General features: G+C 60.2%; 26 protein-coding genes and 1 riboswitch. Of the genes, 12 read left to right on the top strand and 14 right to left on the bottom strand.

What is annotated here, in order from left to right; translation table 11 throughout:
* Positions 1–48: 48 nt before the first annotated feature.
* The 5 genes from rpaB to SynA1825c_RS00760 all read right to left on the bottom strand — a co-directional run bounded on the left by rpaB (position 49) and on the right by SynA1825c_RS00760 (position 4,591).
* Positions 49–855 (bottom strand): response regulator transcription factor RpaB, encoded by an 807-nt coding sequence (rpaB, locus tag SynA1825c_RS00780; RefSeq protein ID WP_255477007.1) that lies wholly within the window; start codon positions 853–855, stop codon positions 49–51.
* Positions 856–978: 123 nt separating this feature from the next.
* A complete protein-coding gene (locus tag SynA1825c_RS00775; RefSeq protein ID WP_186469875.1) occupies positions 979–2,286 on the bottom strand; it encodes a sugar ABC transporter substrate-binding protein in 1,308 nt (435 codons plus the stop codon).
* Positions 2,283–2,786: a rod shape-determining protein MreD gene (locus SynA1825c_RS00770; RefSeq protein WP_186469874.1), complete on the bottom strand. Its 504-nt coding sequence runs from the start codon at positions 2,784–2,786 to the stop codon at positions 2,283–2,285. The genes SynA1825c_RS00775 and SynA1825c_RS00770 overlap by 4 nt, the downstream gene beginning before the upstream one ends.
* A 3-nt stretch (positions 2,787–2,789) precedes the next feature.
* On the bottom strand, positions 2,790–3,533 hold the full coding sequence (gene mreC, locus SynA1825c_RS00765) for a rod shape-determining protein MreC (protein ID WP_186469873.1): 744 nt from the start codon (positions 3,531–3,533) through the stop codon (positions 2,790–2,792).
* 5 nt (positions 3,534–3,538) lie between these two features.
* On the bottom strand, positions 3,539–4,591 hold the full coding sequence (locus SynA1825c_RS00760; RefSeq protein ID WP_304623067.1) for a rod shape-determining protein: 1,053 nt from the start codon (positions 4,589–4,591) through the stop codon (positions 3,539–3,541).
* Positions 4,592–4,744: 153 nt separating this feature from the next.
* On the opposite strand from SynA1825c_RS00760, the gene SynA1825c_RS00755 reads away from it, so the two are divergent.
* Positions 4,745–5,140, top strand: a complete 396-nt coding sequence (locus SynA1825c_RS00755; protein ID WP_186469871.1) for a single-stranded DNA-binding protein — start codon at positions 4,745–4,747, stop codon at positions 5,138–5,140.
* A gap of 65 nt (positions 5,141–5,205) precedes the next feature.
* On the opposite strand, the gene SynA1825c_RS00750 is transcribed toward SynA1825c_RS00755, so the two are convergent.
* Positions 5,206–5,865, bottom strand: a complete 660-nt coding sequence (locus tag SynA1825c_RS00750; RefSeq protein WP_186469870.1) for a DedA family protein — start codon at positions 5,863–5,865, stop codon at positions 5,206–5,208.
* Between the two features lie 225 nt (positions 5,866–6,090).
* A complete protein-coding gene (ahcY, locus tag SynA1825c_RS00745) occupies positions 6,091–7,521 on the bottom strand; it encodes an adenosylhomocysteinase (RefSeq protein ID WP_186469869.1) in 1,431 nt (476 codons plus the stop codon).
* A 24-nt stretch (positions 7,522–7,545) separates the two neighbouring features.
* Between ahcY and tsaE the strand changes: the two genes are divergently transcribed.
* Positions 7,546–8,028 carry a tRNA (adenosine(37)-N6)-threonylcarbamoyltransferase complex ATPase subunit type 1 TsaE gene (gene tsaE, locus SynA1825c_RS00740; protein ID WP_186469868.1) on the top strand — a complete coding sequence of 161 codons (483 nt, stop codon included), beginning with the start codon at positions 7,546–7,548 and terminating at the stop codon, positions 8,026–8,028.
* Entirely contained in the window at positions 7,932–8,978 is a 1,047-nt protein-coding gene (locus SynA1825c_RS00735; protein WP_255478418.1) for a carbohydrate kinase family protein, read from the top strand. The genes tsaE and SynA1825c_RS00735 overlap by 97 nt, the downstream gene beginning before the upstream one ends.
* Positions 8,979–8,992: 14 nt before the next feature.
* On the opposite strand, the gene SynA1825c_RS00730 is transcribed toward SynA1825c_RS00735, so the two are convergent.
* Positions 8,993–10,036, bottom strand: a complete 1,044-nt coding sequence (locus tag SynA1825c_RS00730; protein ID WP_186469866.1) for a carbohydrate kinase — start codon at positions 10,034–10,036, stop codon at positions 8,993–8,995.
* A gap of 330 nt (positions 10,037–10,366) precedes the next feature.
* On the bottom strand, positions 10,367–10,609 hold the full coding sequence (locus SynA1825c_RS00725) for a hypothetical protein (RefSeq protein ID WP_186469865.1): 243 nt from the start codon (positions 10,607–10,609) through the stop codon (positions 10,367–10,369).
* Positions 10,610–10,796: 187 nt separating this feature from the next.
* On the opposite strand from SynA1825c_RS00725, the gene SynA1825c_RS00720 reads away from it, so the two are divergent.
* Together SynA1825c_RS00720 and SynA1825c_RS00715 are read left to right on the top strand one after the other, a co-directional pair.
* The gene (locus SynA1825c_RS00720; protein WP_186469864.1) at positions 10,797–12,305 is read left to right on the top strand and encodes an arginase family protein; all 1,509 of its coding nucleotides are present in this window, start codon (positions 10,797–10,799) and stop codon (positions 12,303–12,305) included.
* On the top strand, positions 12,295–13,890 hold the full coding sequence (locus SynA1825c_RS00715) for an urea transporter (protein ID WP_186469863.1): 1,596 nt from the start codon (positions 12,295–12,297) through the stop codon (positions 13,888–13,890). Before SynA1825c_RS00720 ends, SynA1825c_RS00715 begins: the two co-directional genes overlap by 11 nt.
* A gap of 53 nt (positions 13,891–13,943) precedes the next feature.
* Here SynA1825c_RS00715 and mutT read toward each other — a convergent pair whose 3' ends face one another.
* On the bottom strand, positions 13,944–15,137 hold the full coding sequence (gene mutT, locus SynA1825c_RS00710; RefSeq protein ID WP_186469862.1) for an 8-oxo-dGTP diphosphatase MutT: 1,194 nt from the start codon (positions 15,135–15,137) through the stop codon (positions 13,944–13,946).
* Positions 15,134–15,388: a hypothetical protein gene (locus SynA1825c_RS00705; protein WP_186469861.1), complete on the bottom strand. Its 255-nt coding sequence runs from the start codon at positions 15,386–15,388 to the stop codon at positions 15,134–15,136. The genes mutT and SynA1825c_RS00705 overlap by 4 nt, the downstream gene beginning before the upstream one ends.
* A 593-nt stretch (positions 15,389–15,981) precedes the next feature.
* Positions 15,982–16,076, top strand: a riboswitch (guanidine-I (ykkC/yxkD leader).
* A 26-nt stretch (positions 16,077–16,102) separates the two neighbouring features.
* Between SynA1825c_RS00705 and speB the strand changes: the two genes are divergently transcribed.
* From speB to SynA1825c_RS00670, 7 genes are read left to right on the top strand one after another with little or no spacing between them, the layout of a single operon-like run.
* Entirely contained in the window at positions 16,103–17,293 is a 1,191-nt protein-coding gene (speB, locus tag SynA1825c_RS00700) for an agmatinase (protein WP_186469860.1), read from the top strand.
* Between the two features lie 3 nt (positions 17,294–17,296).
* The gene (locus SynA1825c_RS00695; protein ID WP_186469859.1) at positions 17,297–17,695 is read left to right on the top strand and encodes a hydrogenase maturation nickel metallochaperone HypA; all 399 of its coding nucleotides are present in this window, start codon (positions 17,297–17,299) and stop codon (positions 17,693–17,695) included.
* Between the two features lie 22 nt (positions 17,696–17,717).
* Positions 17,718–18,422, top strand: a complete 705-nt coding sequence (gene hypB / locus SynA1825c_RS00690) for a hydrogenase nickel incorporation protein HypB (protein WP_186470922.1) — start codon at positions 17,718–17,720, stop codon at positions 18,420–18,422.
* 38 nt (positions 18,423–18,460) lie between these two features.
* The gene (locus tag SynA1825c_RS00685) at positions 18,461–19,462 is read left to right on the top strand and encodes an ABC transporter substrate-binding protein (protein WP_186469858.1); all 1,002 of its coding nucleotides are present in this window, start codon (positions 18,461–18,463) and stop codon (positions 19,460–19,462) included.
* Complete coding sequence (locus SynA1825c_RS00680; RefSeq protein ID WP_186469857.1) at positions 19,462–20,289, top strand: ABC transporter permease; 828 nt, start codon at positions 19,462–19,464, stop codon at positions 20,287–20,289. The genes SynA1825c_RS00685 and SynA1825c_RS00680 overlap by 1 nt, the downstream gene beginning before the upstream one ends.
* A gap of 3 nt (positions 20,290–20,292) precedes the next feature.
* Positions 20,293–21,048, top strand: a complete 756-nt coding sequence (locus SynA1825c_RS00675; RefSeq protein WP_186469856.1) for an ABC transporter ATP-binding protein — start codon at positions 20,293–20,295, stop codon at positions 21,046–21,048.
* The gene (locus SynA1825c_RS00670) at positions 21,042–22,127 is read left to right on the top strand and encodes an aromatic ring-hydroxylating dioxygenase subunit alpha (protein ID WP_370593763.1); all 1,086 of its coding nucleotides are present in this window, start codon (positions 21,042–21,044) and stop codon (positions 22,125–22,127) included. The genes SynA1825c_RS00675 and SynA1825c_RS00670 overlap by 7 nt, the downstream gene beginning before the upstream one ends.
* Here SynA1825c_RS00670 and SynA1825c_RS00665 read toward each other — a convergent pair.
* From SynA1825c_RS00665 to SynA1825c_RS00655, 3 genes are all read right to left on the bottom strand, one after another.
* Positions 22,049–22,915, bottom strand: coding sequence for a sugar phosphate isomerase/epimerase (locus SynA1825c_RS00665; RefSeq protein WP_186469855.1), 867 nt, complete (start codon positions 22,913–22,915; stop codon positions 22,049–22,051). The two genes, SynA1825c_RS00670 and SynA1825c_RS00665, sit on opposite strands and share 79 nt — an antisense overlap.
* Entirely contained in the window at positions 22,912–23,079 is a 168-nt protein-coding gene (locus SynA1825c_RS00660; protein ID WP_186469854.1) for a hypothetical protein, read from the bottom strand. Before SynA1825c_RS00660 ends, SynA1825c_RS00665 begins: the two co-directional genes overlap by 4 nt.
* Before the next feature lie 465 nt (positions 23,080–23,544).
* A complete protein-coding gene (locus tag SynA1825c_RS00655) occupies positions 23,545–23,772 on the bottom strand; it encodes a DUF2811 domain-containing protein (RefSeq protein WP_186470920.1) in 228 nt (75 codons plus the stop codon).
* Positions 23,773–23,841 lie beyond the last annotated feature (69 nt).

Raw genomic sequence — 23,841 nt, 5'->3', positions numbered from 1 at the left:
ATGGGACCCGAAGGCGACCCTCAACAATCAAACACACCCTGCAAAGGCCTAGCCAGCTGCAGCAGCAGGAGCACCATCGCCCATGCGCTGAGAGGAATAACCAATGCCACGGACGGTGAGAATCAGCTCCGGGTTGCGAGGGTCGGGCTCTAACTTGCCACGCAAGCGGGCCACATACACGTCCACCACACGCAGATCAGCGGCACGGCGGGGTGGGTAACCCCAGAGTTGTTCCAGGATTTCGGCACGAGGCACCACACGGCCGGGCTCGCGGAACAACAGCTCAAGAAGGCTGAACTCTGTGTAGGTGAGCGAGATGCGTTCGTTACCACGCGTCACCTGTCGACGGTTGGTGTCCACCACCAGATCACCGACGCGCACCACGCCCTGACCGGTTGGCAGCTCCCTGGGTTCGGCGGTGGCAGAGCCGCGGCCCACCCGGCGCAGAATGGTGGCGATGCGCGCTTCCAGCTCCTTCGGGCTGAAGGGTTTCGGAAGGTAATCGTCAGCCCCAAGATCAAGTCCCGCCACCCGCTCGGAAATGGCTTCCAGCGCGGAGAGGAAAATGATTGGTACACAAGACTCGGCGCGCAAGCGACGGCAAACAGCGAAGCCATCGAGCTTGGGCAGCATCACATCGAGCACCACCAGGTCCGGTGACTCGCTGTGGAACATTTCCAAGGCCTGCTCGCCATCTTCGGCACAGACCACTCGGTAACCAGCTAACTGGAGCCGCATCACCAAAACGCGACGAACTGCAGGCTCATCGTCGACCACCAGCACGGTGGCTTTGTGGGGCTCAGGAGCCAGCTGAAGCGGCCCATCACCTCTGGTTTGTGATGGCCCTTCTGGCATGCGCTCCCTACTTGAAGAGTCGCAACCCTACCGTTCGGGGTGAGCAGATCGAGACTTTTGATTGGCTAAGGAGCGCAGACTTTGCCTTCTCTTAAGGATTAGATCTCGCCAAATCCGAGTCTTTCAAGGCCAGCGTGAGCGTGCGTAGCGATTCCACTGCTCTTCAGCCTCACGCACGGCCTGATCACTGCTGATCTGGCCCAGCATCGCCCGCTGCAGCTGGGTGTAAATGATGCTTTGAAGCCGCTTCACACCTGGTGTAGCCGGCACAAGCACCCGTGCCCGCTCCAGGGTTTCAGCAGACAGCAACCGTGCCTCACGAATCTGAGCAGCGCCTGGATCCGAGGGACGCTCTGCCTCCAACTCCGCCCTCACCGCCGCCAGGGCCTGCGTCGACGAGGGCAGTACCAGCGCCTCGCGCGCGAAGCGGGCCTGGTTCTCGCCATTGGTGAGGAAGAGAGCAAACAGCACCGCATCCGCAGCGTTGTCGCTTTGCCGCGGGACCACTAGGGTCATCAAAGCCACATTGGCCACTCCATCAGTCCCGGTGAGCGGCGGTCGTGGCTCGGTGACCGCTGCCACCCCGGGTGCATTGGTCTGGATGTTGCCCAGGAACTTCGCACCACTGGCTAGCAAGGCCAGCTCACCGCTCTGAAACAGCTCGACTGCCCGCCGCTGTCCCTGGCTGACCACTTCCCGCGGCAAGAGACCCTCCCGGTAAAGATTGGTCCAGAAGGCGAAAGCCTTGCGACCGGCCGGGGTATTGAAGGCAGCCCTCTGGCGGTCATCGAGCAAGGTCACACCCATCTGCACCATCGACTCCAGCAGTTCGGCGGAGTCATCCGGCACCACAGTCACAAACACTCCGTAGTGCCCGGTGCGTTCGCGGATTTGTCTGGCAAAAGCGGGCACGTCCTCCCAGCGCTGAGGAGCCTGCTCGAGCCCAGCACCGCGCAGCAGATCGCGGTTCACCAGGCTCAGACGCACCGTGAGGTACCAGGGAATCGCAATCTGCCCGCCCTTTGGGTCCCGAGCTGCATCCCAGACCGAAGGCAAGTAGCGCTCGGAGGCACCATCGGGCAACAGCGGGGTGAGATCCGTCAGTCCTCCCTTGCTGGCCAAGTTGGCAGCAAAAGGAGGATTCAGATTCACCAGATCCGGTGCCGTGCGGGCAAACACCGCGGCCAGCAGCTTGCGTTCCACAGTCCCCCAGAGGAGATCGGTCCAACGCACCGGGACATCTGGATAACGGGTCTCCCAGGCCTCAATCACCGATGTCATATAGGGGTTGAATTTGGGCGCTAGCTCCAGAGTCCAGAGCTGCAGCGTGCTCTCCGGAGCTGCGGGTCTACGACAGCCCCAGCCAATGGTCGCCAGGCCTGCAACCGCCAGACCGACCAGGACCAACCGCCGTTGTTTGAATTCAGTCATGCAGGGGACCGGCGTCGCCAGAGGAGCAGTTGCCAGGATCCGACCATCGGGGCCAGCAGTCCAGTGATCAGCGACTGCGCCACGGTGGTGTGCAGTGCCCAAGCCTGGATCATCGCTTCCGGTACCCCCAGCACCAGCCACTGCAGCCAGAGGCTCAACCCAAGCACCACCGTGCCGATCCAGGCCAGTAAACCGAGATTGAGGCTGCGCTGAATCGGTGGCCCGCGACGTCCCAGTCGTCCCCACCACCAGCCCATCAACATCAATCCCGGCACCTGCGTGGTGTCGCCCAGGCTGAGCCCGTCCAACACCATCCCCAGGCCGGCTCCAGCAATCAAACCGGGGACGGGTCCATCCACCAAAGACCAGGGCAGCAACCAGAGCATGGCCCAGCTGGGAGGGACGCCCTCCAAAGTGAGCCAGGACGGTCCTGCGAGCTGAAGCAGAGGCACCAGCAACACGGAGGCCACACAGGTGGGCTGGCGATGCAGTGGGGTCATGGATCAGCGCACCTTCACCTGAACCCAGTCGATGGCATCAGGAGCAGCAATCAATTGCACCAGAGCCGTGGGAGCTGGCACAGCCCGCAGGTTGATCGATTGCACCACCGCCACCGGCAGATTGGGGGGCAAGAGAGTGCTAGCAGGAGAGGTGCTGACCAGATCCCCTTCCTTCACCCGAACTTCCTTGTCGAGAAACTGCAACTGAGGCCGAGCCGTGCCCAGCCCCAACAGCAGGCCATGCTGACGGGTGCGGGGCAACCAGACGCCGATCCGGCTACCAGGAGCCGTGAGCAAACGCACGCGACTGGTGGTGGGCGTCACGCTCTGCACACGACCGACCAGACCACCGGGACCCACCACCGCATCGTCTTTGGCCACACCCTGGATCGATCCCGTGCCGAGCTCCAGCTGCTGCCACCAACCGGACGCGGCACGCGAAATCACAGCGGCTTGAAGCCAATCGCCAGACGACTGCTGGTTTAGTTTCAACAGGCCCCGAAGGCGAGCGTTGTCTTCCTCCAGCAGCATCAGTCGGGCAGCCTCTTCCTGCTTTGTGGCGGATTGAACCCATTCGCGCTGCGCCGTACCGGGCCAGAACGGGCGGCTAATCAACGCAAAGGCATCGGCGAAACCGGCACCTTTACTGAATCGCACCAAGCCAAGCGCCACGAGCAGCAGCAACCAGGGCCACAGGCGCTGAACCGAACGCAGCCGCGACCCCTGCGGCCACTGGGAAGAACCCATAGCGGTTAGACGGCAGCCGCGGCTCGAACGAATTCAGGGGTGTCAAGCACCCGCTGGAGACGTTTGTAATCCTCAAGCACCTGACCGCATCCCTTGACCACGCAGAGCAGAGGGTCTTCAGCAATGTGCGTGAAAATGCCGGTCTCATGGCTGATCAAGTCGCTAAGGCCCCGCACTAGGGCACCGCCTCCAGCCAGCATGATCCCGCGATCGACGATGTCGGCGGCCAGTTCGGGCGGCGTGCGTTCCAGGGTGCGCTTCACCGCTTCCACAATCACATTGAGTGGCTCGGCGATGGCCTCTCTGAGGTCGCCGGCCTGGAGCTGAATGGTGCGAGGCAGACCGGACAACAAGTGCAGGCCGCGCACGTCCATCACAGTCTGGTCGAACTCGTTATCGGGGAAGGCAGAGCCGATGCGGATCTTGATCTCTTCTGCGGTGCGTTCGCCCACCACCAGGTTGTGCACTTTCTTGAGATACACACCGATGGAATCGCTGATTTCATCGCCTGCGACCCGCACCGACTCGCTGAGCACCGTGCCACCAAGACTGAGCACAGCGACCTCGGTGGTGCCACCACCAATATCAACAATCATCGTTCCGACCGGTTCGGTCACCGGCAGACCGGCACCGATGGCAGCTGCCACCGGCTCATCGATGAGGTGCACTTCGCGGGCGCCGGCTAGACCGGCTTCGCGCACGGCCCGCCGTTCGACCCCGGTCACACCACTAGGAATACCCACCACCAACCTTGGCGCAACAATGCCGCGGCCCTCATTGCCCTTCTGAATAAAGGTCTTGAGCATCTGCTCTGCGGCATCGAAATCAGCAATCACGCCATCGCGCAAGGGACGCACTGCGCGGATGTTGCCGGGCGTCCGCCCCAGCATCAACTTCGCTTCATCACCTACCGCCATGGTGACGCCGCGCTCAAGATCGAGGGCGACCACCGAGGGCTCCTGCAGCACAATCCCCTTGCCGGAGACGTAAATCAGGGTGTTAGCCGTGCCCAGGTCAATGCCGATGTCGCGGGACAACTGGAAGCGGCGGAAGAGCACTGGCGGAACCACATTTCGGCGAATCATAGGAGCAGTTTCCAGACCCATCTGTTACGTCTGGCCACGACGGGGGAACTCCTTGAAAGCAGCCACGACAACGGTCAATTCCGGCAACCGTGGCGCATCATGAACCCAACTAACAGGAGCAATTCAATGGGAGTCAATTCCGTGACCCTCGTCGGCCGGGCAGGCCGAGACCCCGAAGTGCGCTACTTCGAATCCGGAAGCATGGTGGCCAACCTCACGATCGCCGTGAACCGACGCAGCCGCGATGACGAACCCGATTGGTTCAATCTCGAGATCTGGGGCAAGCAAGCACAGGTCGCTGCCGATTACGTGAAAAAAGGCTCGCTGCTCGGCATCATCGGCAGCTTCAAGCTGGATCGCTGGACGGACCGCAACAGCGGCGAAGAGCGCAGCAAGCCGGTGGTGCGGGTGGATCGTCTGGAACTGCTGGGATCCAAGCGCGACAACGAGGCCGGCTCCGGCAATTTCGGTGGCGGAAACTTCGGCGGCGGCGCCCCCAGCGAGGAGGAAGTGCCCTTCTGATCAGCCGTTAGGGCGCTGGCGTTACCGGATGGCAACGCCAGCATCTTGGCGGAGGGTTCGAAGGATTAATCGGCGGCGTTGCGACGACGCCAGATGCGCAGGCCAAGCCAGATTCCGCCGGCGAGCACTGCAATCACCAGCACCACCTTGATCCCTTTGCTGATCGGATCGATCAGAGTCTCCACATTGCTGTAACCCTCACCTAGCACCATGCCGGCAACAGTGAGCAGCAAGGTCCAGATCAGGCTGCCGGCCGTGGTCCAAATCAGGAACGGGGTAATCGGCATCAGCTCAATCCCTGCCGGCACCGAGATCAAGGTGCGGATGCCGGGCACAAGGCGCCCCCAGAACACCAGGGCCGTGCCGTAACGGTTGAACCAGCGCCGGCTGCGCCCCAGTTCTTCCGGGCTGATGCCGATCCAACGCCCATGACGACTGAGCCAATGCTCAATTCGCTCCTCATTGATCAGACGACCGATCCCGTACCAGGGCAGCGCGCCAAGGACGGTGCCCAGCAAGCCAGCCAGAACGACCGGAATTAACTGCAGCTGCCCCTGCTGCACGTAGAAGCCACCTAGGGGCATGATCAGCTCTGAAGGAATGGGCGGAAACAGATTCTCCAAGAACATCGCCGCGAAGATGGCGGCATACCCAGCCCAGGGATTGGCCTTTACCGCCTCACCGATCCAATCCGGCAGCTGAGTGACAAATTCGGTGAGCCCCATGCGTGCACTGGAAGACCGGGCAAGTCTTCCATGAAGAGACTATGAATGACACTCAGGTGCAAGGAAGCGAGCTAGCCGGGTCGCCGGAGAGCCGCAGCAACTGTGTCAGACACCGGATGCCCCAAAAGACCCAACCACCGCTGAGTCATCAGCCGTTCTGCCACTGCTGAAAATGGGTATCAAAAAAGCCAGGCCGTCGAAGCGACCTGGCTGACCGTCAACCGATCAGTAGCGGTAGTGGTCAGGCTTAAAGGGACCTTCCACCGGCACGTTGATGTAGTCAGCCTGTTCCTGGCTGAGCTCAGTGAGCTTGGCGCCAATGCGGCCAAGGTGCAGGCGGGCCACCATCTCATCGAGATGCTTGGGCAGCACGTACACCTCTTTGCCGTACTCATCGCCCTTGGTGAACAGCTCGATCTGAGCCAGCACCTGGTTGGTGAAGGAGTTGCTCATCACAAAACTGGGGTGGCCGGTGGCGCAGCCAAGATTCACCAGACGGCCTTCCGCCAGCAGGATGATCTTGTTGCCGCTGGGCAAGGTGATGTGATCCACCTGCGGCTTGATGTTTTCCCACTCGTAGTTCTTAAGGGAGGCGACATCGATCTCGTTGTCGAAGTGACCGATGTTGCAGACGATGGCCTCGTCCTTCATTTTCTCGAGGTGCTCGTTGCGGATCACCTGGAAGTTGCCGGTCGCGGTCACAAAGATGTCCATCTCCTCGACCACGTCCTCCAGACGCACCACGCGGTAGCCCTCCATGGCCGCCTGCAAAGCGCAGATCGGATCCACTTCCGCGATGCAGACCGTGGCGCCGAGGCCGCGCAAAGACTGGGCTGAACCCTTGCCCACATCGCCATAGCCGATCACTAGGGCCTGCTTGCCCGCCACCATCACGTCCGTGGCGCGCTTGATGCTGTCCACCAAGGACTCACGGCAGCCGTAGAGGTTGTCGAACTTGCTCTTGGTGACCGAGTCGTTGACGTTGATGGCGGGGAAGGGAAGCTCTCCGCTCTTCTGCATCTTGTAGAGACGCGCCACACCGGTGGTGGTCTCCTCGGTCACACCCTGGATCTGGGCCTTGGTACGCGAATAGAAGCTGGGGTCCTGCGCCAGCTTCTTTTTGATCGAAGCGAACAGGAAGGTCTCCTCTTCGTTGCCGGGGTTGTCGAGAACGGTGATGTCTTGCTCGGCCTTGCTACCCAGCATCACCAGACCGGTGGCATCGCCGCCGTCATCCAGGATCATGTTGGGAGAACCACCATCGCCCCACTCGAGGATGCGGTGGGTGTACTCCCAATACTCCTCCAGGGTCTCGCCCTTCACAGCGAACACGGGAATGCCCCGAGCAGCGATGGCCGCGGCGGCGTGATCCTGAGTGGAGAAGATGTTGCAAGACGCCCAGCGCACTTCAGCGCCCAGCTCCACCAGGGTTTCGATCAGAACGGCCGTCTGAATGGTCATGTGCAAAGAGCCGGCGATGCGGGCACCCTTCAGCGGCTTCTCACTGCCGTACTTCTCTCGCAGCGCCATCAGACCAGGCATCTCGGTCTCGGCAATGTCGAGCTCTTTGCGGCCGAAGTCGGCCTGGTTGAGATCGGCGATGACGCAATCGACGTCAAGCTTCAGTTCAGCCGCGGACGTGGGCGCTGCCACCATGGTTTCGGTGCTCCCTAAAAAAACGTGGAGTTGAATCTCTGCAGAGACGCCGAGGCTTCGGGCTCGCTTGACACGCAATCTACCGATCGGTCCTGGGTGTTAGCGGACCTGGAGGCCACCCGCGCGTTGGGCCGCTGGTTGGTGGAACAGCCGGATCGACCGTGCCTGCTGATGCTGGAGGGTCCGCTCGGCGCTGGAAAAACCTCACTCGTCCAAGGCATCGCAGCCGCGCTGGGCATTGATGAACCGATCACTAGCCCCACCTTCGCCCTTTCCCAGCACTACCCACAGGGTTCACCGCCGCTGGTGCATCTCGATCTCTACCGGCTGGAGATACCGGCGGCCGCCAACGATCTGTTTCTGCAGGAGGAAGAGGAAGCGCTGAGCATGGGAGCCCTTCTGGTGGTGGAGTGGCCGGAACGGCTCAGCCTGCCGTTGCCGGAGGCCTGGACGCTGACACTGGCCCATCGCAGCGATGGGGGCCGGCGCGCCACGCTGATGCGCTGACGATGGATTGCCTCTGCCTTGGCGGTGTCTGCGCTGACCTGGTCTGCCAGCCCATCCCGGCGTTGCCGGCTCAGGGGCAGTTGGTCGAAACCAACGGGATCGAACTCAGCCTCGGCGGCTGCGCCGCCAACACCGCCTTCAATCTGGCCCGGTTGGATGTGAGCACGGGCATCGCCGCCTGTATTGGGAAGGATCTCTTCGGTACTTTCATCCGACAAACGCTGGAAGACAGAGGTGTCGACACCGCTGGCTTAGTGCACGCAACGGACGCCTCCAGCGCAACGGCAGCCGTGATCAATGTGCGCGGAGAGGACCGACGCTTCATCGCCCACGCCGGCGCCAACAGGCTGTTGTCGCCCGCCCTGATCCCAGAGGATTTGATCGAGACGGTGGCCGTGCTCTACATCGGCGGATTTCTGATGCTGAATGGTCTGGAGAGCCCGGACATGCTTGAGCGACTGGCACTGGCCCGATCAGCCGGCACGCGCATCGTGCTGGATGTGGTGAAAGTCGCGGATGCGAACGCCATGGCGCGGCTCAGCGCCATCCTTCCCCACGTGGACGGGTTTCTGCCCAACAACGAGGAAGCCGCCGAACTGACGGGCTGCCGCCACCCCTGGGAGCAAGCCGATGCCTTTCGGGCCGCAGGCGCTCACACGGTGGTGATCACCTCAGGACAATATGGCGATCACCTGGTGAGCGACACCACGCGTTTACGCATCGGTGCTTACAGCACGGACGTTGTCGGCAGCACCGGTGCGGGCGATGCCTTCGATGCCGGCTTCATCGCGGCGCTCTTGGACGACCAAGACCTGCCGACCTGCCTGCGCTGGGGCAGCGCCCTTGGCGCCAGCTGCGTGCGCAGCAGCTCAGCCACCGCGAGCGTGTTCAACCGCGAGGAAGCTCTGCAATTCATGGCCTGCCACCCGCTCCCTGTGGAAGTGTTCTGAAACGGACCTGCGCTTCAGTCGTTGAGCTGGTTGAGAAACTGCATCACGCGGTGGGGCAAGGGCTGGGGGTCAATCCCTCCGGGACCCGCACACACCAGCGCACCACAGGCGGCCGCGTAACGCACCACCTGCTCCACCACCGCCTCGCTAAGCCGCAGCGGCTGCCCAGCCGATGGCGTCAGTGCCACCAGCTGATGCAGCAGCCCTGCAGTGAAGGCATCACCGGCACCAGTGGTGTCCACCACCCGTGGCGGCGCCAACACCGGCATCGAACCGCCATGGCCCGCCATGCACCAACGCACCGGCTGACCACCATCGGTGACCAGCACATCGGGGCTCTGAGGCAGACCTGCACTGATCACCACAGGATCGCTGCTGCTGAACAGCCACTCGGCTTCCTCGCGCGCCAGCTTGATCAGGGCCGCCTGCTCCAGCAGCGGACGCATCTGCGTCAATGCAACAGGCCCGGGGCCGGCAGCGGGATCGGCAGCGGCATCCCAGAAGGTGGGGCGCCAGTTCACATCCAGAGCAAGACGTACCCCGGATGCCGCGGCCTGCTGCACCGCCGCCTGCAATGCCAGCGCCGAGGCCTCTGTGGCCAGGGGAATGGTGCCGACCAACAGCCACAACGCCTGATCCGCCAAGGCAGACCAGACCAGCCCAAGGCTCTGGGCATCAAGGGCCTGATCCGCGAAGCCCTCACCCAGATCCCCGGTGAAACCCTGAAACACCCGCTCACCGGTGGCGTCCCGTCGCACCAACACCACGCGGCTGGGCCGGTGACGGTCACTTTGCAAGCCGCGCAGATCGACGCCGCGATCTGCAAGGAGCTCGCGAAAACTGTCGCCGATGCCATCCAGACCCAGACGGCCGATGAAGCCCACCGGCGTGCCCAGTCGCGCCAGGGCACAGGCCACATTGGCCGGAGCTCCCCCCAGTCGGTCGTCGCAGTCCGCCGGCGCCGCCGTGGCGGGGTCACCACCCAGGGGACCCAATCGATCCACCAGAGCCTCACCCAAACAGAGCACCAGGGGAGCACCGCCTGCAGATATGGCCATTGGGCCGGATCAACTGACTGCAGCGTGGCCAGCAGCACCAAAACTGCCAACCAAGGAAACCACTCAACCGATCAGGCCCATGGCCGAAGCCCATCAGCCCATCGCGATGACATCACCCGTTAGATGACATCCAACAAGCGGACTCAACGATTCCTGACCGGTCAACCAACAGACGAGCAACAACCACTCTCTAGGGCTGACTCGTCTGACCACCATCTCTCAATGTCTGAAACCCAATCTCAAACAATCGGCACGCGACATGGTTCACACCAAATGGGCCCCGGAGCCAGCAGACGATGACGTCAACACCCCAACCCCATCAACAAACCATCAAGACGCGCTTGAAGCATGCTCTGCCAACAATGCTTCAAGGCGCTTGGCCAACTCATCACGCACCTCGGGATCTCCCACAAGCCTCAATTCACCGGTCTCAGGCCACCAATTGAGCTTCAAATTACTAACGCCGTCGTCAAACACCGCCATTTCAAATGGGCCGCGATGCTGCCAATGACAGGGGACACCCAGTCGCTCAACAAGGACCTGCAAAGCCATCAGGCTTCCCTTGAATTGCATGACAATGAAGCGCCTGATTCTCATGCTAGTAAAACAATGAGACCGTGTCGCAAGAGCTGAAATAGTGACAAGAATGCCCAGTAGCAACGCCACTCAAAACACGCCATAGAGGAACGACTTTTCTTCGGAATGTCATCAACCAACGCAACTCGACCTCCTCACAGCCCCCATCACCTGCCGTCCAGCCATGACAACCACGCCTCTGCTGATGAACGAGCTGTCCTCGCTCTTTGCACAGTTTGAGGTCAACGGTGATGGGTCGATCACAGCACAAGAGGTCGAGCAAGTGCTGACATCCATGGCAGCGGTGATTGCCCCCGAAGAAGCGGATGCCCTCAGACAGTTGCTGCACGAGCAAAAAATCATCCGTCGTGATGATTTTTTGCGGTGGGCGCAACAGCAGCCCAAGCTTGGACGGCATCAACTGCTGCGGGACCTGTTTGATCTGGTGGATGCCGACCACAACGGTTGGCTCAGTCGAGAAGAGCTCGACCGCATGATGCGCATGCTGTATTCAGCCAAGTCCCCTCACGACGCGCAAACACTGACGACACAACTGGATCGCAATGGTGATGCTCAGATCAGCGCCAATGAGTTTCTTGACCTTCTGGACAAGACCCTGGAACTGCCGTGTTCCTTGGCCGATCTCAAACGCCTGAAAAAGAATTTGGTTCAGGTTCAGAGTGCGGCACGTCTGGACGGCGTGACCTTGGTGGAGGTGGACTGTGACCTCGGCGCAGGCATCCCTGGAGCAGGCTCAGGCATTGAACTTCTCAAAAACGCGGTCCAGCGGCAACACGATTTGAGCCAACTCAGCGACGGCTTAATCAAAGAGATTCACGACGATCGCTCTCCCAGGGCCCGCGCAGATGACAACGCTGCAACGACCACCACACCCCACGCCCGTCATATCGAAAAGATCACCAAGGTGATGCAGGAAGCGGCCGACCTTGTGGCCACAACCCTGGACCAGGGGAGCTTCCCACTGGTGTTGGCCGGAGACCATTCAACGGCTGCCTCCACCATCGCGGGAATTCGACGGGCACACCCTGAGCAACGACTGGGGGTGATCTGGATCGATGCGCATGCCGACATTCATTCGCCCTTCACTACACCCTCTGGAAACATGCACGGGATGCCGCTGGCCATTGCTGCGCAGCACGACAACCTGCCAGAAGCCATCAATGATCCCGACGCGACAACACGATCGCTCTGGAACAGCCTCAAGCAACTGCATGGCTCTACATCACCAGCCATCTCCCTGCGTGATCTGATTTATGTCGGCGTTCGAGACACGGAAGCTGCTGAAGACATCACGTTGGCCCAGCATGAAATCCCGGTGATCACCACCGCAGAGGTGCGGAGGAATGGCGCCACACAGGCCGCCAAACAATGCCTGACGCATCTCTCCGATGTGGACCTGATCTACGTGAGCCTGGATGTGGATTCACTGGACTCCACCATTTGCAAAGGAACCGGAACTCCGGTTCCTAATGGGCTCTGGGCCCATGAGGTGATGCTGCTGATCAAAACCCTGCTGAAGGACCCACGGGTGTGTTGCTGGGAAATCTGTGAGATCAATCCCCATCTGGATGTGCTTAACACCCTGGCCGAAATGTCTCTAAGCCTCTATCGGGCCGGCATGGAAGTGCTCGCGGAACGCTTCACGCCCACCTCAGCAACGCATGCAGGCTGAGTCCCCATCGGTTTACGAGAGGCTGCAGACCCTGTTGCCTGCGCCGAAACCGATCGAACCAACGGGTTGGCTGAATCGAGCACGGGCCCTCGAGGGTCCTTGGGCGCGCGGGCTGCGCAGTGTGTCCCAGGTGATTTTCATCAACCATCCCCTCAGCGGCGCTTTGCTGCTGCTGGCGTTCTGGCTCAGCTCGCCCTGGATGGCGGGATGGGCTTTAGTGGGGATGACTGCAGCCAATGGCGTCTCCCATTGGATGCGGTTGTCCCCGGAGTTGCGTAACCAGGGCATTCATGGCTTCAACGGTGTGTTGGTGGGATGCGCCACCGCAGCATTGGCGAACACCCCAATGCCATCAGCCGCAAACGCGGCACAACTGACGCTGCTGGTGGCGATCGGTGGTGGATTGACCACCTGGATGATTGAACTCTGGCGGCTGCGTTTTCACCGTCGAGGCGATCCGCCGGTGCTCACCCTTCCGTTTTGTTTGATCACCTGGGTTCTGCTCGCTGTCGTTCCTCCTTCGCTCACCACACCACTCGAAGCCATTCAGCCCGCTGCCGCGACGACACCGCTTGAAACGCTGCTGCTCGGAATCCCGCACAGTTTTGGGCAGGTGTTTCTTTGCTCAAGTCTCACCAGTGGGTGCCTGGTGGCCATCGCTGTTGTCATCGCCAGCCCCATAGCGGCTGGGTTGGGTGTCATCGGCGCGATCATCGGCATGACGAGCAGCCTGATCCAAGGTGCTGACGCCAGCGCCGTCGCCCAAGGCCTCTGGGGATACAACAGCGTGCTGACCGCCATAGCCCTCGGCGGCATTTTCCACACTCCCAGCAGCAGAAGCATTCTGCTGGCCATGCTCGGAGCCAGCCTGGCCACACTGCTTCAGGTGCTGCAGATCCGCATGATCGGAATCCTGCCGCCACTCACCCTGAGCTTCGTGATCACGACCTGGTGCCTGCAACGCCTCGCGAAGCGCAGGCTGCCGGCCCTGATTCCTATCTGCTTACACGCTGTGGTCAGCCCTGAAGAACATCGCCAGCGCTATGGCGTCACCCGTGTGCTCCTGGAGAGGTTCCGTCGTCACCTGCAAGAACGACTGGCCGGCATCCCAACCATCAGCGCTCCACCGGTGTTGGAAGAACCACTCAATCACCAAACCCAAGAGCTGTTTGCCGAACTTGATCGCGACCAGGATGGACGTCTCAGCATTGCTGAACTACGCCATGCCCTCATGAGCAACCTCATTCAAAGGCAGGCCGAAAACAACGATCCATTGCTGGACGATCAACTGAACACGGTCCTGGCAGCGATGGATCTCAACCGAGATGGTCAAATCAACCGGATGGAATTCGGCCACTTCATCCAGCACCTGCAACGGTTACGGGACGGCGAAGACCGGCTGCGGCTTTACCTGATCCCCATGGATGCCAATGGCGATGATCATCTTGAGCCGAACGAGCTCGATCGGCTGCTGCGCAGCTTGGGCCAGACCAACTTGACCAGCGCAGAAACCAATCTTGTTTATGCCAATCATCCAGAAGGACTGAGCTGGCGACAGTGGATCGACCAACTGTTGTTGGCATGACTGAAGGATGAGGCCAGTGGTTAGAACCCCACTACCAGGCGAAGGTCCACGACTCAAGCGTGAATAGATGGCAGCCCTAGGTGATCCATCAGCGCTGCAATCATCCGGGCATTGGCGGCGGGGAAGGGAAAGTTACCAAGCCCTTCGGGGTGCACCCAACGCACCTGCTGACTGGCCAGGGGCTGGGGTTCACCCGAAAGCCAACGGCAGAGATGCACCACAAAGCGAAGCTTTTTGTGGCTGTAGGCATGCTCCACGGTGATGAGTTCCTCCTCAACCTCCACCTCAATCGCCAACTCCTCGCGCAACTCGCGGCGGATGGTGTCGTTAATGGCCTCACCAGGCTCCTGCTTTCCCCCTGGAAATTCCCAAAGTCCTCCCAGCAAACCTTCATTGAGCCGCTGATCGATCAACACCTCACCATCCCCATTGCGCACCACGCCGACACCGATCACCTGGAAAGGAATGCTGCGGGGCGCCTCTTTCACGGGATAGAACTCTGGAGTGCCAGCAGCGTACGCAGCGCAGCTGGTCTGCCAGGGACAATGGTCGCAGGAAGGATTGCGCGGCGTGCACAGCGTGGCGCCCAAATCCATCAGAGCCTGGTTGAGATCGCGACTGCGCTGAGGAAGGGCCGCAATCAGCGCCTCACTCCATGTCCAGAACAGCGCCTGATCACGCATGGGAGGGCGGCAATGGGCCATCAAACGCGCCAGCACGCGACGGACATTGCCATCAAGAATCGCCAGCGGACTGTTGAACGCCGACGACAAGATGCCGCCCGCCGTGCTGCGGCCAATCCCCGGCAAGGCCAGCCAACTGTCGAGATCCTGGGGCCAGAGCTCAACCTTCGAAGGATCACCATCGATTTGAGCCAAAAGCAACCGAGCCGTGCCATGCAGGCGGCGCGCGCGGGAGTAATAACCGAGGCCTTGCCAGCGCAACAACACCGACTGCTCATCAGCCTCAGCCAGAGCGACGAGGGTGGGGAAAGCTTGCATCCAACGCTGCCAATAGGGCAACACCACCTGCAGCTGGGTTTGCTGGAGCATCACCTCCGCAATCCAGCACTGCAGCGCAGAGAGTTGTTCATGAGGCTCGGGCCACCGTCCATCCTTGGTGAACATCCATGGCTTGAGCGCAGGATTCTTGCGGCCATTGACGTCCCACCAGGCCAACAGCGACAGAGAGAGGTCAGGCGCTAGTGCGCTGAGGTCGGGATGTTCGACGTTGCTTTGTTGACTCATGTCGCAGCGACCCAAACCCGGTCACGGCCCAACAGCTGTCCAGACAAACCGAAGCATCGGAGGAGCCGACCACCACCGGTGGTGGCATTCCTATCCAACCAGTGGCAACCAACAACGCCACCCAGCCCGTTCTTCTGGGCCTCCTTGGCGAGCTTCAAAACGACGCTTGCATGACGAGCCTGCGCCAGGACCGCAGCGAACTGAGGTCGATTGGGTTTGGGATCACTTTTGGATTCCAGGAATTCAGTCACGACGACAGCCCCCGCGCAGAGGTGATGACTTCCACTGCGGCCCGTTGCGCTTCAAGATCGAGTGCGTGCAGTCGTTGGCAGTTTGTAGTCGTTGACAGTTTGTCTTAGTGCGGTCAAAAGCGCGCAAACCAACCTGAATCAAGAAATGATCAGGTGAAGACAACCTGCATCAAACCACGTGTTGAGCCGTGTGAAGAGCGATGAACTGGCCATGGCCTCAACGCCCTCCTGATCAAGAAATCGCCACCAACAGGACTCAGGGGCAACGTTGAGCCGATTCAATAGAGTCTCAGCAGAACCCACATGTATCCGTTTGGCATCAGCCAATCGAACAATGTCGATCAAAATCTCGACCCGATCTAAACACGAGCAAAGGGACAAACATATCAACCACCTGTTCGAAGAATGCATGACATAGAACCAAACAATTACCTCACTTTCAAAGGTCTCAATAACCGAAATCGACCCCACAATGGCGCTGAATGATGTCAACAGCTTGATTCACACCAGGATGAATTGACCATCAACTTCGACATCAAGATTCCGTAGCAGCTGACACACCGGTGCACCAGGCGGAATCGGAGAGTGAGCCCGCGGAAGAGATCTAGGGTTCCGGTCCTTCGGGACGACTGGTCCAAGAGGTTTCAGCCGGCTCGCCGGCGCACGGAGGGATAAAAGCCCGGGAGACCGCCCCCAAGCCCACTCCCTCGTTTTATGGCATCGACGACTGATTCCTCAGGGGCATTCCAGCGTTCGCACCCCAGCGAAGGCATGGATGCGCTGGAAAAAGAACGCAAACTTCCCCTCACCGGTTGGCAACAAGAAGTCGATCAAGCCAAGCGCTTCGGCCTTGAGGCGGCGGCCAGCATCGTCGACCGCAACATCTCCACCTTCTCCCGGGGTGAATTGCCGCATTTCGCCGGCATCAACACCTTTATGAAGGCTCCCTACCTGGAAGACGTCAATCACGTGGGCAACTACGACGTCGCCATCGTTGGCGTTCCCCACGACTGCGGCACCACCTACCGGCCCGGAACACGCTTTGGGCCTCAGGGCATCCGACGCATTTCAGCGCTTTACACCCCTTACAACTACGAGATGGGGGTGGACCTCCGCGAACAAATCACCCTCTGCGATGTGGGTGACATCTTCACGATCCCCGCCAACAACGAAAAGAGCTTCGATCAGATCTCCAAAGGCATCGCCCACGTGTTCTCAAGCGGTGCCTTCCCGATCATTCTCGGTGGCGACCACTCAATCGGTTTTCCCACGGTGCGCGGGGTCTGTCGCCATCTCGGCGACAAAAAGGTGGGAATCATCCATTTCGATCGCCATGTCGACACCCAGGAGATCGATCTGGACGAGCGGATGCACACCTGCCCGTGGTTCCATGCCACCAACATGGCCAACGCTCCGGCTGAAAACCTGGTGCAGCTGGGCATCGGTGGCTGGCAAGTGCCTCGGGAAGGCGTCAAGATCTGCCGAGAACGGGGCACCAATGTGCTCACGGTGACCGACATCACCGAAATGGGGCTGGAGGCCGCCGCCCAATACGCCATTGAACGAGCCACCGATGGCACGGACTGCGTTTACATCTCCTTCGACATTGACTGCATCGATGCCGGCTTCGTACCGGGAACTGGCTGGCCGGAGCCCGGCGGCCTGATGCCCCGTGAGGCGCTCAAGCTGCTGGAACTGATCGTGCGCAACGTTCCCGTTTGCGGTTTAGAGATCGTTGAGGTGTCACCGCCTTACGACATCAGTGACATGACCTCGTTGATGGCCACCCGGGTGATCTGCGACACCATGGCCCACCTCGTGGTGAGCGGTCAGTTGCCCCGCAAAGAGAAGCCGGAGTGGATCAGCGACAGCTGCAACATGACCGTTGATCAGAAGTGGAGATAAACCATGCATGAAGTTGACATGACCAAATGCCTGCTGATCTCCCTGAATGAATGGCGCGACCGTCGCGAAGACACCTCTGCAATGGTCGAGACCGTTCATCTCGATGTGGGGCGATTCACCTGCGTTGAACCCGATCAGCTGGTGACCACCTACAAGGCTGCGGTGCAGGGCACCTGGCTGGATGGATCCCGGCTCACGATCACGGAGATCCCCTTTGTGGGCCGCTGCTTGACCTGCAACGGCACCTACGACCCCGTGCCCGAAAACGCCTACCGCTCTCCCTGCTGCGATCACCCACTTGAAGAGATCGTCAGCGGCAGGGAATTACGCATCCGCAGCATTGATTACCGCAGCGATGCCGCCGCTGCCCTTGAGTCCATTCCAATCCAGCGTCAGCGCTGAAACCAATACCTCCCCTTTTGCCATGCATATGCCTCTCGAGGACAACCTCAGCCGTAATCTGCTTGCAGCCAACACCCATCAAGCCGAGCACAACAACGCGCACTTCCAGAGCTGGGATCTGCTGTGCCTCAACCTGATGAGCAGCCCAGGCGCAGGCAAAACCGCCTTGCTCGAACGGTCCCTCCCCGTCTTGGCTCGCGAGCTGAGCATGGCCGTGCTGGAGGGCGACATGACCACCCAACTGGATGCCGACCGGTTGGAAGCCGTTGGCATTCCGGTCGTGCCCATCACCACCGGCAGAGCCTGCCACCTTGATGCGGCCATGGTGAGTGGTGGCCTGACGTTGCTGCGACAGCGACTCGACCCTTCCGCGCTTGATCTCTTGCTTGTGGAGAACGTGGGCAACCTCGTCTGCCCAGCGGAATTTGACGTCGGGGAACATCAGAAAGTGGCGTTGCTCAGCGTCACCGAGGGCGACGACAAGCCGCTCAAATACCCCCTGATGTTCCGCAACGCAGATGTGGTGCTGATCACCAAGGTGGATCTCCTACCCCACCTGCCAATAGATGTGGCGGTGATCCGCCGCAACATCCACAGCATCAACCCCAACGCCACGGTGATCGAGGTCTCCGCCCTGACAGGCGAGGGCCTCGATGCCTGGCACATCTGGGTGCGGCAAGCCCTCGCCAGCCGGACCACCACAGCCCCTGCTCTGGCCACCGCCTGAGCAGATCAATCCAACATCTCCTCCCTCCCGCCCATGCCATGACCAAACAACTGCGCAACCTTCTGTTCGCCGGCCTCGCCATCGTGCTGGCCGTCGCCTGCTCCAAGCCCTCCACCCCAGTAGTGGAGGGCCCACCGATCGTTTTGGGCTACAGCAACTGGGCCGGATGGTGGCCCTGGGCCATCGCCGTGGAAGAAAAGCTGTTTGAAAAGAACGGCGTGAATGTGGAGATGAAGTGGTTCGACGGTTATGTGCAGTCGATGGAAACCTTCGCCGCCGGCAAAATCGACGGCAACTCCCAAACCCTGAACGACACCATTTCCTTCCTGCCGGGCGAGAACGGCGGTGAAGTGGTGGTTTTGGTGAACGACAACTCGGCCGGCAATGACCAGATCATTGCTGACGCATCCATCTCCTCCATCGCCGATCTCAAAGGCAAGACCGTGGCTGTCGAGGAAGGCGTCGTGGACGACTACCTGCTCAGCCTGGCCCTCCAAGATGCGGGCCTGAGCCGCGATGACGTGGTGATTAAAGGCATGCCCACCGATCAGGCAGCCACAGCCTTCGCGGCTGGTCAGGTGGATGCCGTTGGCGCCTTCCCTCCCTACACCGGCACCGCCATGCAGCGTGAAGGTGCTCAGGTGATTGCCAGCTCGAAGGAGTACCCCGGAGCAATCCCTGATCTGCTCACCGTCAGCGCTGATCTGATCAAGGAGCGTCCCGACGATGTGCAGAAGATTGTGAAGACCTGGTGGGACGTTCGCGAGTTCATGGAGAAGAACCCCGAAAAGTCTGAGGCCATCATGGCCAAGCGTGCCGGCATTCCGACCGAAGAATACGAGCAGTACAAAGACGGCACCCGCTTCTTCTCCATCGAGGAGAACCTCCAAGCGTTCAGCGATGGTGAGGGCATGAAGTTCATGCCCTACGCAGCGGAGTCGATGGCTGACTTCATGGTCTCGGTGGGCTTCATTCCCGAGAAACCCGACATGAGTTCGCTGTTTGATGACAGCTTCATCAAGAAGGTCGCCGCCTCCTGATGACTGCGACGGCCGCCGCTGCCAACAAGGAGAGAAGCACTGGACTTCTCTCCCTGTTCACCCTGGGTGCCATGCCATCCAAGGCCGTGCGGGGCGGTCTGCAGGTGGCATCACTGCTGGTGCCACTCCTGCTGTGGACCACCATCGCCTCCCTCAGCTTGGTGGATGAAAAATTCCTGCCCTCGCCGCAGGCCGTGTTCCGCTCCCTGGCCTCCATGGCGGAGAGCGGAATTCTTTTTCAAGACATTGTGGCGAGCACCGGCCGTGTGTTCGCAGGATTTCTTCTCGCCACACTTCTGGCGGTGCCGATTGGCATCTGCATGGGGGTCTACCCGGCGATCTGCGCCATCTGCGAGCCGCTGATCGCCATGCTGCGTTACATGCCTGCAGCGGCCTTCATCCCTCTACTGATCATCTACCTCGGCATCGGGGAGGAACCCAAGATCGCTCTGATTTTTCTCGGCACGATCTACTTCAACATCCTGATGGTGATGGATGCGGTGAAGTTCGTTCCCAAAGAACTCATTGAAACCACACTCACCCTGGGTGGTCGCAGCCGGCAGGTGCTGGTGCAAGTCGTCGCCCGCTACAGCCTGCCCAGCATCATCGACACCTTGCGAATCAACATCGCCACCTCCTGGAACCTCGTGGTGGTGGCGGAGCTGGTGGCCGCGGAAGTGGGCCTTGGAAAACGCATCCAGCTGGCTCAGCGCTTTTTCCGCACCGATCAGATCTTCGCCGAGTTGATCGTGCTGGGCTTGATCGGCTTCGCCATCGACATGGGATTCCGGCTCCTGCTTCGCCTCAGCTGCAAATGGGCGGTATGAACCATGGAGCTGATTGTGAACAACCTCAGCAAACGTTTCGGGGAAAAATTAATCCTCGATCACTTGTCGTTTTCCATGCAATCCGGAGACTTCATGGCCCTAGTCGGCAGCTCTGGATCCGGAAAAAGCACCATTCTGCGGCTGATAGCTGGCCTGGATCAACCGAGCAGCGGCAGCATCGCTGTCGACGGCACCCCCGTTTCTGGCCCTGGGCCAGACAGGGGCATGGTGTTTCAGAAGTACAGCCTCTTTCCCTGGCTGAACGCTGCTGACAACGTCGCCTTCGGCATGCGTCTTCAACGGATGAAAGCAGCAGAGATCAAGGCGCGTACCGCCTATTTCCTGGAAGTCGTCGGGCTCAGTGACGCCGCGACCAAATTGCCGCGCGAACTATCGGGCGGCATGCAGCAGCGGGTGGCCATCGCTCGCGCCCTCGCCACCAACCCCAGCGTCCTGCTGCTGGATGAACCCTTTGGCGCTCTGGATCTCCAGATCCGGGAATCGATGCAGGACTTCCTGCTCAAGCTTTGGCAACGAACAGGCCTCACAGTTCTGCTGATTACCCATGACGTGGAGGAGGCTTTGGTGCTTGCCCAGCGCGTCCACGTGCTGGCCCCCAACCCGGGGCGGATCATCCGATCCATCGATGTTGACTTAAACAAAAGTGATCTCGATCAGCTCCGCGTGAGCAGCGACTTTCTGGCCCTACGGCAATCCCTATCGGGAACCATGCGTGAGCTGGAGCCTTCACTGTGTTGAAGAGCCCGAGGCTGAATCAGCCGTTTCTGCCGGGATGGATGTATCGCCACGAAGCGATGCATCAGTGGGATTGCCGTGTCTATGCCAACCGCTTCTGGCATCCAGTTGCAGCAGCCACCGCTCTCCGTCCCGGGCAGACCCTGGCCATCACGCTGCTGCATCAACCTCTGCTGCTCACCTGGCCGGACAACGGCAAACCCCGGGCTTTTCGTAATCGCTGCCCCCATCGCGGAGTCGCCTTTCAAGCGGATCGAGAAACCGCTCGGTCATGCCGACGACTGATCTGCCCGTATCACGGGTGGACCTACAACCTGGATGGCACTCTGCAATCGGCGGCCAGAGAGTCGGGGTTTGAGACCGGGTTTGATCGCCAGGCCTGGGGGTTGAGCGAACTGTCATGTCGGATCCAAGGACCCTTCATCTGGGTCGCCCTCGCTGAAGAACCGATCCCGCTGGAGCAGCAACTGGCTCTGATCCAAACCACGGCCGCAGCCGCTTGGAGCCGAGCCGTGGAAGCCTGCGGGCGGACGCGACGCAGCCTGAATTGCAATTGGAAGATCGCCCACGACAACACACTCGACGACTACCACGTCGCGATTGCCCATCCAACGACCCTGCACCGCGAACAGGGACCAGTTCGCGATTACGTCCATCACTTCAGTCGCTACGTCAACCTGCTCGAAACGCCACACCCGGATGGGGGACCGTTTCAGACCTTTGGCCTGCCGCCCTGGACCCATGTGCTGATCTGGCCTGACGGACGGATCGCCCTGCTGGAGTTTCTGCCGGAGCAGCCTCTGCAATGCACGATGCAGCTTCAGCTCCTCGCACCGACTGGGGCCGTCAACACCGTGGAGGCTGAAGCCTGGTTGGAGCAATTGCTGATTTTTTTAGACGAGGACAAAGCCCTCGTGGAGGCTGCTCAACGGGGGTACGACGAGAACTTCCAGCCAGGACCCGCTCATCAACTCGAACAGCGCATCCTGCATTGGCAAAGCCTCTACAGCGAACAGCTATCGGAAGCGGGCATGCTCAAGCTGGACCGCAGCCAAGAGGCCATCTCAGCATTAAGAGCCTGAACATCAGCCAACGGCTTCGCGCTGAAGGGAAGTTGCGGCATGTAGCCATCAGGCCCAAACTCCGGCGTGATCGTGAAGGGTTGATCCAGCCGGGCGGATTGATCCAGAAACAATTGCCAACAGCGGCGATGGGCTTCCAAGGCCTCAGCCCATTCCGGTGCGAAGGGATGACTAACAGAGGGGCCTTGGGCATGACCGACCCGAGCATGGATGTGATCAACCCGAGGGGCCATCGCCTGCACCGGCGAAAGCTCGGGGGTCATCAGACGTTCGCTCACCGTGCACCAGTGGCTGAGGTCAGCCGTTAGACGCAGCCGCGGGAACCGCTGCAGCTGGGTTGGCAGACGCCAAGGGTCAAACAGGCTCCTGCTGCGGTGGGTTTCCAGCATCACCGCCACCGGCACTGCATCGAGTCGATCGAGCAGGGCGTCCAGAAAATCGTCCTGAACGTCATCCGACCAACTGTCGCTGCCGGTGATCAGGTTGATCTTCAGGGGTTCGAGGCCTGCGGCTCGCTGCAGATCTTGGTCCAACTGCGCCAGGTGATCAGCAGGGCTCCACTGCAGCGACGGGGTGTAATCACCACCAGTAACGATCTCAAGAATCAAGTGCTGCTGCGACCGATCCAACCGACTCCGGATCGCAGCGGCTGGCAAAGCCTCCAGGCAGGGATGATCCAAATTGACTTCCAACCCGTCAAACCCGCCCCGCTGGGAGCATTCACAGGCCTGATCCAGGGAATCCGTCCAACCCCAGAGGGTCTTGAACAGCAGTAGGGCGGAGGTCAAAGGCCGTCGGTGAACAGGTGAGGCTGGATGCCGAGATAAATCGCTTCGCGGAACAACTCCTGCTTGGCGCGAGAATCGTCCCGGTCCTGCGCCAAACGAAACCGTTGGCGGAGCGATGCAATCAACTGCTGCCGCCGAGCATCCACAACAGGACTGTTGTCCAAGACAAAACGCAATTCTTAGGACTCAGCATACGGCGCCTGAAAGGCTGCAAAGCAGTGAAGACCAACGCACCTCAGCGCATCCCTGCTGGCTTCCATCCCCCAATGGCCAGCGACGGCATGGAGGTGCAACAAGCACAACCATGCTTCCATTTGATCGCAGGAATACGAAAGATTTAAGCTTCAAAATCGTCAAGATGAACCAGCCATGATTGTGGACACCGCAGTCAAATGAGTGCCTTGGCTAGTGTTCTTACTGCACGCCAGAGCGTTGGATCAATACAGAAGTGATGGAGAGGATCAAGACGGATGATTTTCAAATTTAAAAACTAACGATTTTGACACGACTGTGACCGCTGAAACGAAGCTCAAGTGTTACGAAACTCGATTTCATTGAATCAAGCGGGAGTCCATCACGGTTCACATCCTCGATGTTGGCGTCCTCCCAAGCTTGGCTGGTCGTGGGTATCACTGCAGAACGCTCCCGCCCTTGGAGAAGGGCTCCCGGCGGAACAGTCCACCCCAATAATGGCGAATCACCGAAGGGTCCTTGCATCCCTGCTGAAACAAAAAACCAGCGATCGCGGATTGCACGAGCCGGTATTGATCCCACTGGGGATGGTCGGCAATGAATGCCGCCATGGCGCGATGGAGGTCTTCCGGCATCTGATTTTCCACACTCACGTGAATCGGAATCGCATCAGGCGTCTCGCGCAACTCAAGCCACTCGCTGTCAACGTGTCTATCAGGCCATGAAGACGGAAA

The sequence above is a fragment of the Synechococcus sp. A18-25c genome, assembly GCF_014280035.1.
Taxonomy (GTDB): Bacteria; Cyanobacteriota; Cyanobacteriia; order PCC-6307; family Cyanobiaceae; genus Synechococcus_C.
The sequence above is the reverse complement of the archived record's forward strand: the minus strand, read 5'-3'. Positions and strand labels throughout refer to the sequence as shown.

What these genes read in the sequence shown, in the direction of transcription:
- rpaB (WP_255477007.1), bottom strand. Translation starts at nt 855, where the DNA reads ATGCCAGAAGGGCCATCACAAACCAGAGGTGATGGGCCGCTTCAGCTG.
- SynA1825c_RS00775 (WP_186469875.1), bottom strand. Translation starts at nt 2,286, where the DNA reads ATGACTGAATTCAAACAACGGCGGTTGGTCCTGGTCGGTCTGGCGGTT.
- SynA1825c_RS00770 (WP_186469874.1), bottom strand. Translation starts at nt 2,786, where the DNA reads ATGACCCCACTGCATCGCCAGCCCACCTGTGTGGCCTCCGTGTTGCTG.
- mreC (WP_186469873.1), bottom strand. Translation starts at nt 3,533, where the DNA reads ATGGGTTCTTCCCAGTGGCCGCAGGGGTCGCGGCTGCGTTCGGTTCAG.
- SynA1825c_RS00755 (WP_186469871.1), top strand. Translation starts at nt 4,745, where the DNA reads ATGGGAGTCAATTCCGTGACCCTCGTCGGCCGGGCAGGCCGAGACCCC.
- SynA1825c_RS00750 (WP_186469870.1), bottom strand. Translation starts at nt 5,865, where the DNA reads ATGGGGCTCACCGAATTTGTCACTCAGCTGCCGGATTGGATCGGTGAG.
- ahcY (WP_186469869.1), bottom strand. Translation starts at nt 7,521, where the DNA reads ATGGTGGCAGCGCCCACGTCCGCGGCTGAACTGAAGCTTGACGTCGAT.
- SynA1825c_RS00730 (WP_186469866.1), bottom strand. Translation starts at nt 10,036, where the DNA reads ATGGCCATATCTGCAGGCGGTGCTCCCCTGGTGCTCTGTTTGGGTGAG.
- SynA1825c_RS00725 (WP_186469865.1), bottom strand. Translation starts at nt 10,609, where the DNA reads ATGCAATTCAAGGGAAGCCTGATGGCTTTGCAGGTCCTTGTTGAGCGA.
- SynA1825c_RS00720 (WP_186469864.1), top strand. Translation starts at nt 10,797, where the DNA reads ATGACAACCACGCCTCTGCTGATGAACGAGCTGTCCTCGCTCTTTGCA.
- SynA1825c_RS00715 (WP_186469863.1), top strand. Translation starts at nt 12,295, where the DNA reads ATGCAGGCTGAGTCCCCATCGGTTTACGAGAGGCTGCAGACCCTGTTG.
- mutT (WP_186469862.1), bottom strand. Translation starts at nt 15,137, where the DNA reads ATGAGTCAACAAAGCAACGTCGAACATCCCGACCTCAGCGCACTAGCG.
- speB (WP_186469860.1), top strand. Translation starts at nt 16,103, where the DNA reads ATGGCATCGACGACTGATTCCTCAGGGGCATTCCAGCGTTCGCACCCC.
- SynA1825c_RS00695 (WP_186469859.1), top strand. Translation starts at nt 17,297, where the DNA reads ATGCATGAAGTTGACATGACCAAATGCCTGCTGATCTCCCTGAATGAA.
- hypB (WP_186470922.1), top strand. Translation starts at nt 17,718, where the DNA reads ATGCATATGCCTCTCGAGGACAACCTCAGCCGTAATCTGCTTGCAGCC.
- SynA1825c_RS00685 (WP_186469858.1), top strand. Translation starts at nt 18,461, where the DNA reads ATGACCAAACAACTGCGCAACCTTCTGTTCGCCGGCCTCGCCATCGTG.
- SynA1825c_RS00680 (WP_186469857.1), top strand. Translation starts at nt 19,462, where the DNA reads ATGACTGCGACGGCCGCCGCTGCCAACAAGGAGAGAAGCACTGGACTT.
- SynA1825c_RS00675 (WP_186469856.1), top strand. Translation starts at nt 20,293, where the DNA reads ATGGAGCTGATTGTGAACAACCTCAGCAAACGTTTCGGGGAAAAATTA.